We start from the raw sequence: 12,136 nt of genomic DNA, 5'->3' as shown, positions 1-12,136 counted from the left end.
TTGTTTACCAGTGGAGTTGGCGATGCGAGACAGATTCACCGTGGTTGGCCGGGCGACAGGCTGTCATCTCTTCGAGGGTGACGGAACCCGGCCCATCGACGAGGAGAACGTCCACGTCAAGTACACACCGAAGCGGGTGCAGTTCCCGGAGGAGATCGCCGCGTGGCGGCGGTCCATCGAGGCGGAGGAGGAGCGCAAGGAGGCCAGCGGACTGCCGCATCGGTGGAACAACGCACGTTTCGCGGTCGAGCGGGTGGTGGTCACCCGTACGCATCTGGCCGAGGAGCCCGTGGTGTCCCTCGCCCTGCGGGACGCCGACTACTTCGACTTCCTCACCACCTCGCTCAACCTGGACCGGCGGCAGAAGAACGGCCTCACGCTGCGCGAGCAGTATCTGGAGGGCAGCGATCCGGCCGACGCGCCCTCCTGGATGAACTGCAGCTTCGGCGTCAACGTGGCCCTGGAGACCGGCAGGGACGGCAAGATGCTGTTCTCCCGGCGCAGTGCCCAGGTCGCGGGGCCGAACAGCGCACGGTGGAACTCCTCCGCCAACGAGGGTCTGGCCCAGCAGCACGACCTGCCCCGGGACGGCAGTCCGGTCAGTCTGCACGCGGTGGCGCGCCGCGCCATCTTCGAGGAACTCGCCGTGCACGACGGGGACAGGACCAGGGTGGAACTGCTCGGATTCGGGCTCGACCTGGTCAACCACCAGTGGGCTGCGTTCTTCCGCGCGGTGGCCCCCGAGCTCGACGAGCCGGCGCTGCGTCTTCGCTGGACGCGCGGGGTCACCGACAAGTGGGAGCACGACCGGTTCGAGTTCGTGGACGCGGACCCGGAGTCGGTGTTCGGCTTCATCGCCAACGAGCCGGAAGAGCGGTGGACACCCTGCGCCCCGGCGCTCTTCTATCTCGCCCTGGTACGCGGTGCCGTGGAGCGCGCCGGCGGCGATCCGGCCGGCCGGTTCTCCGTGGAACAGGCCGAGCAGAGGGTGATGTCGGCCCGCGGTCTGTGAGCCGGGGGCGGGGCCCGGGGACTGGGGAGAGACATCTCAGAACGTCGTCTCCTCCACGCCGTGCCGGACCCTCAGACCGCTACGAAGTCCTTCGTTTCGGCGCGGCATGTCGGACACCATGAGCCCCAGGCATTGATCACCACGACTTTTCCCCTGTAGTCGGCCGGGTGCTCGCCGAGAAGTGAGGTGGCCGCGCTCGCCGCATCGGCCACAGGGGTCTTACCGTCAACGGTCGTGCCCGACAGCTCCGGGGCCATGACACGCCGGCTCGCGGGAGCGCTGTCGATACCGCTCCTTCCAGCGACGAAGGTGGCTTCGCTGTCGGCGCCCGGCGCAAGCCGCAACGCACATGGACACCCGCGAGGGGTCGTCAAGTGCCCTGTCTACCATGGCGATCATGGCGAATACGCAGACGGGGGCGGCCGGGCGGCTACTGCGCGAGATGGTCGCCGCCGGTCGAGACACGAAGGACGCGAGCCCGAGGAGTGGTGCCGCGCTGCGGGCGGTGCGGCAGGCGCGGCCCGCGCGCTCGGTGGCGGCCAAGGTCGCCGCGGCGGGTGGCGTGGACGACGAGACGGCCGCCTACCTTGGCGAGTTGACGGGTCATCACCTTGGTGCGGACACGAACAGCTGGTGCAGGCTGCACGACACGCTGGCCGGATACGGCGGCAGTCTGCCCGAGCTGCTGGCCGCGCCGCCGGTGCCGCCGATGTCCGACGACACGCTTCGCCCTCCCGTGCCCCGCAGTGTCCACCGCACGCTCGGCCTGCTCCTCGAACACGCGGAGCCGCAGCATGCCGCTGCCGCCCTCGCCGCGCTGCCCGAGCAGGTGACGACGGAGCTGCTGGCCGGCGGGACTGCGCCGGGCCACGCCCTCCTCACCGCCGTCGTCGACCACGGTGACACCCGCGCCCGGGCGGCCCTGGCCCGCCACCCCCGGCTCGACACCCGGGTCCTCGCCCGGCTGGTCGCGGTCGGCGACGCCCAGGTCGCCGCGGCGGTCTACCGCAACCCGCGCACCACCCAGTCCCTGCGCCGCACCATCGTGGAGCGGCTCGACACCGTGCCGCTGGACGACGCGTTGCGCGCCGAGCTGACGGCTCCGGGCGGCCAGGCCCCGCGCACCTGGCTCGTCCCGCTGCTCGGCTCGGGCGACCCTCGGCTCGTCGTGCCGGCGCTTCGGTGCGGCGTGCGCCAAGTCGCCCAGCAGTACGCCCTGTTGCGAATCTGGGAGCGGACCGGTCCGGACGCCGTACACGCCCTGCTCGACGACCCCGTCGCGGCCCCCTGGCTCAGCCGGTCCGTCGTGGACGCGGTCACCACGGCCCTGGCCCGCCCGGACGGCGAAGGGCTGCACCAGCTGCGCGCCCAGGGCGAGCCGTACGACGACCCTGCCCGGCTGCCCGCGCTGCTCGCCGCCACCCGGGGCACCAGCACTTTGCGACACCTGCTGTCCGAGCCGTACGCCCATGACCTCGACGCCCTCACCGCGGCCCATGCGGCGACCCCGTTCATGCCCAAGGCCTGCGAGGAGTTCGCTCGCCACGAGGCGGCGTCCGATGCGCAGCGCCACGCGTTCCGGCTGAGCGTTCTCAACGAGCCGTGGCGAGCCGGGGGCAGGCGCGCGGGGAACACCACTGCGCCCGCGGTGCGCCTCGCGGAGGAGGAACTCGACGAGAGTGCCGCCGTCTGGGCGGAGGGCATGGCGGCCGCGGGGCTCCTCGACCCGGTCGAGCTGATCGGCGTCGCGCGCCCCGCCGCCTGTGCCCTGGCCGCGCTCGCTCGCCTCGCCGAGCGGGATCTGCTCGGCGAGGCGGCGACCGCCGAACTGCGCGCGCTGACGGAGGCCCATCTGGACGGGCAAGGGCGAGCCTGGGCGGCGCTCGACAACCTGCTGCCCGGACACGAGGGAACGGTCGCGGAGCTGATAGCCGAGGCGGGCAAAGCCACGGCTGAGGCTGTCGCCGACTCCGAACCGCCGGCTGAGACCATCGCCGAGCCCGAGCCCTCGACGGAGACCGTCACCGAGCCCGAACTCTCGCCCGGCTCCGTCGCCGAACCCGAGCCCTCGGCCGAGACCGTCGCCGGGTCCGAACCGTCGGGCGAACCCGTAACACCCGCCTCGAAACCCGTGTCCCGCGGGGCCGTCCACCGGCGGGACCATGTGCACGCTCTGGCCGCGCTCGACCTGCTGTACTCCCTCGCCCCGGACGGTGCGCCCCGGCCGAAGGACCCCGCGGTGCTGTGCGCGCTGACCGAGTACGAGCCGGCGACCGCGCCCGGCCTCGCCGTCCCTCGCTGGTTCGCCGTCGCCTGCGCCCTTCAGGGCATCCCCGCGTCGCGGAACGGCGTCGGGTACGAGGCGCCCAGCCTCGCGCAGGTGCGCGCACGACTCCCCGAGACGTACGGATCCGGCGCGCAGCACACCGAACGCGCCTACGTACAGGGCGTGTTGCCCGCCGACGAACTGCTCGCCCTGCTGCCCGCGCGGCGCCTTCTGCTGCTGCCTCACGACTGGAACCGACTCGCGTTCGCCGACGCCTGGCGGGCCGCGCTCGCCCGTCGGCTGCGCGCCGAACTCGGCACCGCCCCCGACGCCTGGCTCCGCCTGGCCGCGACCGTGACGGCATCCGAGGCCGCCTCGGAGGGGCTGACCTGGGCGGAGTTGCTGGAGCGCGCGCAGTGCGGAGCGGTCCCGGCGACGACCGCGGCGACGTCCATCGGCCGCGCCAGGCCGGGCACCCCCGACGAGGCGATCAAGCTTCTGGAGCGTGGTGACCATCTGTGGGCCTGGCCGGCAGGCACCCTGCTCTGCCTCGCCGACCCGGAGGTGGTCGACGCCGTACTGCCCCGGCTCGGCCCCGACGGGCCCTGGCTGCTCGCCGCGTACCTGCTGCGCTACGACCGTACTCCGCGCGTCGTCCTCGACCGGCTGCTCGCGGACCGCGACCAGGACGCGCTGCGCGTCCTCGCCGCCCAGTCCCGCTGGATGGGGCGGAGCGGCGCCGTGGAGCGCCTCGTCGACCTCGACGACCCCGAGGTCGACCTCGCCCTGCTGCGGCACTGGAACCCCAGGTCCACCGTCCACCGGATCGTGACCCGGTCGCGGCCCGGCACCGGGCGGCCGTCCCTGGGCGCCCGGGTGCTGGCCGACTGGCGCGCCGGGGGCTCGGTCTGGCCGGCCGGCGGTCTGATGTGGCTGTGCTCCGCCGAGCCCGACCTCGTGGAGGAGTTGCTCGAAAAGGAGGGCCGGCGGCTCGGCCTCGGTCATCAACTCCTGGGCTGTCTACGGCTGTTCGAGCACGGCGGTGCCGACCGGCTGGCGCGGCTCGCGGGGCGGAACGCGCTGGGACCCTCCGCGGCCACCGTATGCGCGAAGGCACTCGCGTCCACGGACCCCGCCGCCGTCATCCGCGCCCGGCTCGACCGCGAGACGGCACCGGACAAGCTCGTACGGAGACTGCGGCGTGCCCGGAGCGCCCCGCGCGCACGTGACCTCGTCGAATCCCTCCCGCCGGGCGAGCCCGTGGACTGGTCCGCTCTCGAAGCCGCCCACGCCCAGGAGGCGCTCCCCTACTGGCAGGACATCGTCCGCCTGGACGGCGTCCCCGAGGACGTGCGGCTGCGGCATGCGGCGCTGCTGCCCGAGCCGGGACCCGACGGGCTGCTCGGCAGCGCGCGGCTCACCCGGGAGCGGGCCAGGCACCGTCTCGGCGGCCTGTTCCACTGCGCGCCGTCCACCCAGTTGGACGGGCTGCTCACGGCGGGACTCCTCGACGGCGCCGACCTTTTGCGCCTTGCGACCCCGGCCGCGTGGCTGCTCGCCTACCTGGGCAGCGCCACCCGCCGCACGGACGCCCCATCGGAGGCCGCCGAGGCTCGTACTCTCCTCGCCGGCCTCGTGCGCACCTGCCTCGGCACGGACCCGGCGGCCTGGCACCGGGTCGCCGTACGACTGACCGGCCTGGACCCCGAGTGGGATCCGTGCTCGACGGTGGAGGCGCTGCTCGCCCGCTGACAACGCTTCGTCCGTATGCCGGCGGTTGCCACGCCGGTCCTCGGTCCTCGCCTGAAGCGGGGTATCCGGGGCGGCCAGGGGCGCCGTTCAGATCCAGAAGGGCGCTGCGGGGACCTTGTCGGCGCCGGAGGCGGTGAGCCGCGTGCCGGGGGAACGGCCGCTGAGCCAGGCGAGGATGTCGGCCTGCCGTCCTGTGACAACGGGGCCACCGGTACCCAGGACGTGGACGAGGCCGGTGTCGGTTGCCTCCAGACGCAGCGGAGGGGTCTGCGGCCGCCGGGTGAGGGCCTCGACGATGTCGTCGATGATCCACCGGGCGGCGTCGGCCGGTATGTCGCAGAAGCCGTACCCGGCGCACAGGTCGGCGTGGTGGATCTCCAGTTCGCGCAGCCGGGTGGAGATCAGGGCCGTCGGCGTGCGCAGTTCTCCGGTGCGCATCCGGACCTCGGTGCGCCAGGCCGCCGGGGGCAGGGCACGCACCGCCGCCTCGAAGCGGGCGGCGGTGGAGCGGACGTCGGCGACCAGGTCGGCGACCGAACGCCCGGCTCCGGCCTCGATCTCGGCGGCGCGGGCGTCCATGCTCGCGTACTGCGGCGTTTCCACGCCGGTACGCGCCCAGGTGAGCAGTCGGCAGAGACTGTCCGTGGCGCGCGCGACATGGGTGATGACGTGACCGCGAGTCCACGGCGGGATCAGCGTGCCGTCGCGGACCTGGGCGTCGGTGAGGGAGGCGACGGTGGCGACGAACCGGTTCGTGGACGCGGTGATCGGAGCCAGGGTCCCGAGGTCTTGCATGGTGCCCCCCTCACACACGCTCACTTAATGGAAAACATTATTCGCCATACGGAAGTCGATTGACTGTACGTGCGGCGCCGCTACGACGTCAACCAGCTCGGATCCGTTACGCGCGCGACGCCTGCGACAGCGCGTCAACGGTCACGCCCACGATGGCCAGGAGCTGCTCCGGCGTCGCTCCGGCCCTGCTCATGACGGCGAGCGACTGGTTCACCGCCGCCACGTGCACGGCGAAGGCCTCGACGTCCTGGTCGGCCAGTCGGCGGCCGGCCTCCAGCGCGGCGCGCAGGCGCAGGCGCTGGGAACCGAGCGCCTGCTTGGCGCGCGCCGCGACGGCCGGGCTCAGCGCTGGAATCGCCATGGCCGACTGGGCGATCAGACATCCATCAGGCACTCCTGGATCGGCGATGCGCTCCAGGGTGACGTCGAAGAACGCACGGACAGCGGCAACGGGGTCCGAGGCCGCGCCCGACAGGGCGGCGTCGTACTTCTCTCCGTAGCGCGCGGCATAGAGATCCAGGCAGCGCAGGAAGAGCGTGTCCTTGTCACCGAGGGAGGAGTAGATGGAACTGCGATTCAGGCCGGTCGCCCGAGACAAATCGTCCAACGAGGTGTCGGCGTAGCCCTCCCGCCAGAACTGGATCATCGCGGCGTCGAGCGCCGCGTCCATGTCGAACTGCTTCTTGCCTGCCACGCGGCACTTCCTTGCCGATACGTCGTTGGTGCGGACGGTTCCGCCCACCATCTTATCTTGAACCGATCAGTTCAAGATGTGTTAGCGTTCGAGCATGGCCATGGCCAGGCACGCCGCGCACTCCGCGACCACGCGAGACACACCACGCGCTCCCGGCCCCCGCCGTCATCCACACCGCCCCAACCGCACAGCCGACACCGCCGGAGGATCCCCATGACGGGCCCAGCAACCAGCACTCCGCATGTCTCCGAAAGCAACCCCATCCGCGACCTGCCCCTGCGGCACCTGGCCGGATTCACTCACCGCTGGATCGACGCGGACGGCATCCGCCTTCATGCCGTCGAGGGCGGGCTGCCGAGCGGACCGGCCGTCGTCCTGCTCGCCGGCTTCCCGCAGACCTGGTGGGCCTGGCGAAAGGTGATGCCCGACCTCGCCCACCGGTTCCGCGTCATCGCCATCGACCTGCCGGGCCAGGGCCACTCCGAACGTCCGGAGCGCGGCTACGACACGCACGCGGTCGCCGCGCACGTCCACACCGCCGTGAGGGCCCTCGGAGTGTCGGCCTACTCCCTGGTCGCCCACGACATCGGCGCCTGGGTCGCGTTCTCCCTCGCCCTCGGCTTCGAGAGCCATCTGCGCAAGGTCGCTCTGCTCGACGCCGGGATCCCCGGTATCACTCTCCCGGAGGCGATTCCCACCGATTCTGAACGTGCGTGGAAAACCTGGCACTTCGCGTTCCACATCGTGCCCGACCTGCCCGAGACGCTCCTCACCGGCCGCGAACGCGAGTACGTCGGCTGGTTCCTGAGGATGAAGGCCCTGTCGCCCGACACGTTCGACGACGCCGAGGTCGACCACTACGCGGCGGCCATCGCCGTCGACGGCGGCCTGCGCGCTTCCCTCGCGTACTACCGGGACGCCGCGGAGTCAGCGCGCAAGAACCGCGAGGCACTCGAACGGCGGCACCTGACCGTGCCCGTCCTCGGGATCTCCAGCAGCAACGGCTCCGTTCCGGACATGGCCGCCTCCATCAGCCCCTGGGCCGACAACACCACCGGAATCGTCGTGCCCGACGCCGGACACTTCATCCCCGACGAGCAGCCCGGAGCGGTCGCGGCCGCGCTGGCAGACTTTATCGGCGACGACGACTGACACCGGCCGAACCCGCGGCTTTGCGCGGCCCTGTCGCCGACGCTCCCGGCACTGCGGCCCTTCTGAGTACGAGAACTGAGTAGGGCGACGGTGCCGGCGGCCCGGGCGGCGGCGTTTGGATGGCTTCATGACACCGATTGCTTCCGCCGCTCCCGATCCCCGCCGCCGGTCCAGGGCCCTGGTGCTGTCCGTTGCCGGAGGCGTTTCGGTGTTCCTGCTCCTGGAGCTCGCAGCGAGTTGCTCCGCCATGAAAGGCGGTCCAGTCCGTTCCGAGGAGCAGTTCTTGGCGCACGTCCGCGACACGCAGGCCGCCGGTGAGGACACGGTTCGCTTCCTGGGCTCCGATCCGGACTCCGTGATCCTCCAGAAGTCCAGCGTCGGTGTGTCCTGCGCGGACGACTTCGGTGTCGACGAGGATGACGTCAGCCGGGACCAGCCGTCCATCGCCTGGGCGCCGGATCTCAAGGACGGCGACGCCGGGTATCGCGTGGCTGTCGGGAGTCTGCGCACGCGGTGGTCGGAGCGGGGCTGGAAGGTGACGGAGGAGCCGGTGACCGACCCGGTCACCGGCAAGGCGACCGGGCTGCGGGAGATCCACACCACCGACGACCACGGCGTCACGCTGTCACTGAGTCCCGGCCGGCACAGCGGTGAGGGACGGATCGTCGCCGACGGCGGCTGCGTCCGCCACGACGGGTACTGGCACTGGGATACAGACGACTGAAGACTCACCTGACGGGTCCGACCGTGGCGCTCGGTCACGATGGGCCGGGCGATGCGCCGGAGGTACGACCGGCGTCAGGACGACGGCCGGCGCGGGTCCGACCGCGCGCAGCGCACACAGGTGGTGGCCGCCGGTCGGACCTCCAGGCGTTCGGGAGGAATCGTCCCGCCGCAGCCTTCGCACTGTCCGTAGTGCCCGCGTTCGATTCGCTCCAGTGCTCGGTCCAGTTCTTCCAGGTGTTCGCGTGCCCGCGCCATCAGGGCGGCCACATGAGCCCGCTCGAAGGCGGTGCTGCCCCCGTCGGGGTCGTGCTCGTCATCGACCGCGACCAGGGCGTTCGCCGCGACGATCCCGTCGAATTCGCGGCCCAGCGCGGCCGCCCGCGCAAGTGTTTCGGCACGATCGGCCGCGAGACGTGCCCGGGTCTCCGAGACGTTGGAGGGGACACGCACATCACGACCGTACGGGGATGCGTCGTCCATGCCCTTGACAACGCCGCTCGCCGGTGCGCGATTCCCCGGCCACCCACACCCCGCTGCTCCCCCGGCACGGGTGGCCTGCACGGCCGACGCCCCCGGCACAGAGAACGAGCGGCGCGCGTCAGCGAGAGGCGCGGCGGGCGGCCAGGACGGGCAGCAGCAGCGCGGTCAGCAACGCGAGTACGGCGTAGCCCCAGCCGAGGGTGACGGCGGTGGCGACCGAGGCGACGAGCAGCGGGCCCCCGGCGTCACCGAGCTCGCGACCGAGTTCGGCCGCGCCCATGGTCTGGCCGATCCGTTCCTCGGGGGTGGCAGCGGCGAGCGCGGCGAACCCCAGTGGGGTGATCACCCCGGTTCCCGCGCCGATCAGGACGGCCGCCGGCAGCAGGCCCGCCACACCGGGCAGCACGGCGGCGGCCAAGCCGCACGCGGTCACGGCAAGCCCCGCGGTCAGACCGGTTCGGGTGTTCAGCCGGCCCTCGTCCAGGGCGCGCCCGGCCCACGGCTGGACGAGGGCCGCGCAGGCCGCAAGGGCGGACACGGCCGCTCCGGTGGCGACGGGAGGCAGACCGTCGGCCCTGCCGGACAGGGGGAGGAATCCGACGCCGACGGACAGGGCGGCCGTGGCCGCGGCCAGGGCCGCGACCGGCCGCACGAACGTCCCGTCCGCCAGCCGTCGCACGAGGTCCGCGAGCGTCTGGCGTGTCTTCGGCAGCGGCGGCACGGCCGGTACCGCCAGCGCGGCCCAGAGGGCGACCGCCGCGGCCAGCGCCATCAGGACGGCGAACAGCAGCGTCAGCCCGCCGGCCCACACCAGCACGCCGCCGAGCAGCGGGCCCGCGGTGTAGCCGATGCTCTTGTAGAAGCCGTAGGAACCGAACGCGCGGCCGTGCTTGGCCTGCGGGTTGAGACGGGCGACCAGGGCGGAGGCGGCCGGCGAGAACGCGGAGGCCGCCGCCCCCTGGCCCAGCCGAGCCGCCCACAGCCAGCCCGGGTCCCGTACGGCGACGAACACGGCCGAGGAAGCGGCGAAGGCGACCAGGCCCGCGAGCAGCACCGGGCGGGCACCCACGCGGTCGGCGACGGTGCCGAACACCGGCTTGAGGACGACTTCCGCGCCGTCGTACAGCGCGAGCAGCACCCCCAGGTACAGCACCGAACGCACCAGATGCGCGTCGCCGGCGCCGAGGTTGGCCGCGATGCCGTGCGCGCCGAAGGCGGTGGTGAACCCGGCCGCGTACAGCGGCCACATCCGCCGCCTGCCCCCGGGCGCCGTCACGTCGGCACCACCAACCGTCGGTCCGGTCACCGTGCACCTCCGTCGCCGCCGTCGGAAGTACGGCCGGGGTGAACGTGCCCTCCGCGGTGAACTCCGCCCGCTCCTCCTCGCGGACGGCGGTGAACATCGCGTCGAACCGGGTCGCACCCTGCGGCGCGGGTTCCCACCACACCGCCCCCCGGTGCCGCGACGGCTGCGCCGGCAGTCGCACGATCAGGACCACCCTGCATCACCGCATCTTCGCCCACCACGGGAACCTACCGCGCGTCGCATTCATCAGAGGTACGAGCGTCACGGGAAACCGCACCCGCCATCGGCGGAGTCGGCCGGTCGGCGGGGAGGATGGGGCCTTGCCCCGCCGACCGAGGCTGGAGCGTGCGGACGCGCGCGGTCAGACGACGATGACCCGGCGCCCGCGCGAGTGCCCCGCCTGGCTGTCGATGTGCGCCGCCGCGGCCTCGGCGAGCGTGTACGACTTCTCGACCGGGATGTGGAGCTTCCCCCGCGAGATGAGGTCGACGGCCGTGGCGAGCGCCGCCGGCACGCTTCCGGCGACCCCGGAGAATCGGACGCCGAGCTCCGGCGCGCCGAGGTCGGCGATGGAGACCACCTTCTCCGGGCTCCCGGTCAGATCGATCAGTTCACGGATCACGCCCGAGCCGGCCAGATCGAGGGCCGCGTCGACCCGGCCGAGCCGCCGCACCCGCTCGACCCAGCCCTCGCCGTACGTGGTGGCGAGGGCACCCAGGCTGCGCAGATAGTCCTGGTTCGCGGCGCCGGCCGTGCCGATCACCGTGATGCCGCGGTCGCGGGCGATCTGCAACACGGCCGAGCCGACTCCCCCGGACGCGCCGCTGACCAGCAGCGTCTGCCCGGGCTGCACACCGACCTCGCGGATGACGCGCAGCGCGGTCTCCACCACGGAGGGGTATCCGGCCGCCTCTTCGAACGTCAGGCCCTCGGGCATCCGGGCCCAGGCCGACAGCACGGCCAACTCGGCGTAGGTGCTGGAGCCTTCGCCGAACACGCGGTCACCGACTTCGACTCCTTCGACACCCTCGCCGACCTCGTCCACCACACCGGCGGCGTCCAGACCGACCCCGGAGGGCAACTCGACCGGATGGGCCCCCAGTTTCTGGCCCTCGCGGATTCTCCAGTCGACGGGATTCACGCCCGCCGCACGCACGGCGATGCGTATCCGGCCAGGACCCGCGTGGGGCTTCTCGGCGTCCACGAGGTGGAGGACGCCCGGACCGCCGAACTCGGCGAAGCTCACTTTCTTCATGCCACGACCGTAACACTAACGGTTAGTGTTTTGAAACAGGTACGGATTTGCATTTGATAGTGTCAGCTGCATGACCGTGCCGCCCGGACGTCGCGAGCGCAAGAAGGCCGCGACCCGCCAGAAGATCGCCGACACCGCCCTGCGGCTCTTCCTGGAACGCGGGTACGAGGCGGTGGGTATCCGAGACGTGGCCGCCGAGGCCGACGTGGCCGTCACCACGCTCTTCTCCCACTTCGCCTCGAAAGAGGCCCTGGTGTTCGAGCAGGACGACAACTTCGAGCAGCGGCTCATCCAGGCGGTCACCCGGCGGGCACCGCACGAGCCGCTCGTCCCCGCGCTACGCCGCGAGGTGGAGGCCATGGTCCGGCACTGCACGGCGGACGGCGCCGCCCCGATCTGGCGCATGATCGACGAATCCCCCGCCCTGCGGGAGTACGAGGAGTCGATGCGGCTGCGCCACGCGGAGTCGCTGGCAACGGCCATCGCCGCCGATCCCGAGCTGTCACGGACCCCGACGGCGAGCCGGGCGATCGCGAGGTTCGTGATCGACGCCTACTCGCTGGCCCGCCAGGCCCCCAGTCCGGACGCCGCGCTGGACGAGATCTTCCACATGATCGAAGCGGCCTGGGCCGTCACCGGCGCCTCCGCGGACTCCACCGGCACGACCGGACCCTAGTGGGGCCCTGCATGAGGGCCCC

The 12,136-nt window shown here is 72.4% G+C and carries 11 protein-coding genes; 5 read left to right on the top strand and 6 right to left on the bottom strand.

The window, feature by feature from the left end:
- Positions 1-22: 22 nt before the first annotated feature.
- Entirely contained in the window at positions 23-1,012 is a 990-nt protein-coding gene (locus BLW85_RS36680) for a nuclear FMR1 interacting 1 family protein (protein ID WP_074995768.1), read from the top strand.
- A gap of 71 nt (positions 1,013-1,083) precedes the next feature.
- Here BLW85_RS36680 and BLW85_RS36675 read toward each other — a convergent pair whose 3' ends face one another.
- On the bottom strand, positions 1,084-1,269 hold the full coding sequence (locus tag BLW85_RS36675) for a peroxiredoxin family protein (protein WP_074995767.1): 186 nt from the start codon (positions 1,267-1,269) through the stop codon (positions 1,084-1,086).
- Between the two features lie 140 nt (positions 1,270-1,409).
- Between BLW85_RS36675 and BLW85_RS36670 the strand changes: the two genes are divergently transcribed.
- Positions 1,410-5,030 (top strand): hypothetical protein, encoded by a 3,621-nt coding sequence (locus BLW85_RS36670; RefSeq protein ID WP_143060494.1) that lies wholly within the window; start codon positions 1,410-1,412, stop codon positions 5,028-5,030.
- Positions 5,031-5,117: 87 nt separating this feature from the next.
- Here the strand turns inward: BLW85_RS36670 and BLW85_RS36665 are convergent, their stop codons facing one another.
- A complete protein-coding gene (locus BLW85_RS36665) occupies positions 5,118-5,825 on the bottom strand; it encodes a maleylpyruvate isomerase family mycothiol-dependent enzyme (RefSeq protein WP_074995765.1) in 708 nt (235 codons plus the stop codon).
- 106 nt (positions 5,826-5,931) lie between these two features.
- Complete coding sequence (locus tag BLW85_RS36660; RefSeq protein WP_070025855.1) at positions 5,932-6,519, bottom strand: TetR/AcrR family transcriptional regulator; 588 nt, start codon at positions 6,517-6,519, stop codon at positions 5,932-5,934.
- A gap of 213 nt (positions 6,520-6,732) precedes the next feature.
- Here BLW85_RS36660 and BLW85_RS36655 point away from each other — a divergent pair, with 213 nt between their 5' ends.
- Both BLW85_RS36655 and BLW85_RS36650 read left to right on the top strand, forming a co-directional pair.
- The gene (locus tag BLW85_RS36655) at positions 6,733-7,671 is read left to right on the top strand and encodes an alpha/beta fold hydrolase (protein ID WP_074995764.1); all 939 of its coding nucleotides are present in this window, start codon (positions 6,733-6,735) and stop codon (positions 7,669-7,671) included.
- A gap of 283 nt (positions 7,672-7,954) precedes the next feature.
- Positions 7,955-8,395 (top strand): hypothetical protein, encoded by a 441-nt coding sequence (locus BLW85_RS36650; protein ID WP_079172555.1) that lies wholly within the window; start codon positions 7,955-7,957, stop codon positions 8,393-8,395.
- Positions 8,396-8,469: 74 nt separating this feature from the next.
- On the opposite strand, the gene BLW85_RS36645 is transcribed toward BLW85_RS36650, so the two are convergent.
- The 3 genes from BLW85_RS36645 to BLW85_RS36635 all read right to left on the bottom strand — a co-directional run bounded on the left by BLW85_RS36645 (position 8,470) and on the right by BLW85_RS36635 (position 11,438).
- Positions 8,470-8,877: a TraR/DksA family transcriptional regulator gene (locus BLW85_RS36645; RefSeq protein WP_070025858.1), complete on the bottom strand. Its 408-nt coding sequence runs from the start codon at positions 8,875-8,877 to the stop codon at positions 8,470-8,472.
- A gap of 118 nt (positions 8,878-8,995) precedes the next feature.
- Entirely contained in the window at positions 8,996-10,126 is a 1,131-nt protein-coding gene (locus BLW85_RS36640) for an MFS transporter (RefSeq protein WP_070025859.1), read from the bottom strand.
- A 418-nt stretch (positions 10,127-10,544) separates the two neighbouring features.
- Positions 10,545-11,438 (bottom strand): NADP-dependent oxidoreductase, encoded by an 894-nt coding sequence (locus BLW85_RS36635; RefSeq protein WP_074995762.1) that lies wholly within the window; start codon positions 11,436-11,438, stop codon positions 10,545-10,547.
- Positions 11,439-11,508: 70 nt separating this feature from the next.
- Here BLW85_RS36635 and BLW85_RS36630 point away from each other — a divergent pair, with 70 nt between their 5' ends.
- Positions 11,509-12,114 carry a TetR/AcrR family transcriptional regulator gene (locus BLW85_RS36630; protein ID WP_074995761.1) on the top strand — a complete coding sequence of 202 codons (606 nt, stop codon included), beginning with the start codon at positions 11,509-11,511 and terminating at the stop codon, positions 12,112-12,114.
- Positions 12,115-12,136 lie beyond the last annotated feature (22 nt).

It is taken from the genome of Streptomyces misionensis (genome assembly GCF_900104815.1).
GTDB lineage: Bacteria > Actinomycetota > Actinomycetes > Streptomycetales > Streptomycetaceae > Streptomyces > Streptomyces misionensis.
This window is presented reverse-complemented; position numbering and strand designations above follow the sequence as displayed.

What these genes read in the sequence shown, in the direction of transcription:
- BLW85_RS36675 (WP_074995767.1), bottom strand. Translation starts at nt 1,269, where the DNA reads ATGGCCCCGGAGCTGTCGGGCACGACCGTTGACGGTAAGACCCCTGTG.
- BLW85_RS36645 (WP_070025858.1), bottom strand. Translation starts at nt 8,877, where the DNA reads ATGGACGACGCATCCCCGTACGGTCGTGATGTGCGTGTCCCCTCCAAC.
- BLW85_RS36670 (WP_143060494.1), top strand. Translation starts at nt 1,410, where the DNA reads ATGGCGAATACGCAGACGGGGGCGGCCGGGCGGCTACTGCGCGAGATG.
- BLW85_RS36680 (WP_074995768.1), top strand. Translation starts at nt 23, where the DNA reads ATGCGAGACAGATTCACCGTGGTTGGCCGGGCGACAGGCTGTCATCTC.
- BLW85_RS36665 (WP_074995765.1), bottom strand. Translation starts at nt 5,825, where the DNA reads ATGCAAGACCTCGGGACCCTGGCTCCGATCACCGCGTCCACGAACCGG.
- BLW85_RS36630 (WP_074995761.1), top strand. Translation starts at nt 11,509, where the DNA reads ATGACCGTGCCGCCCGGACGTCGCGAGCGCAAGAAGGCCGCGACCCGC.
- BLW85_RS36655 (WP_074995764.1), top strand. Translation starts at nt 6,733, where the DNA reads ATGACGGGCCCAGCAACCAGCACTCCGCATGTCTCCGAAAGCAACCCC.
- BLW85_RS36640 (WP_070025859.1), bottom strand. Translation starts at nt 10,126, where the DNA reads ATGTGGCCGCTGTACGCGGCCGGGTTCACCACCGCCTTCGGCGCGCAC.
- BLW85_RS36635 (WP_074995762.1), bottom strand. Translation starts at nt 11,438, where the DNA reads ATGAAGAAAGTGAGCTTCGCCGAGTTCGGCGGTCCGGGCGTCCTCCAC.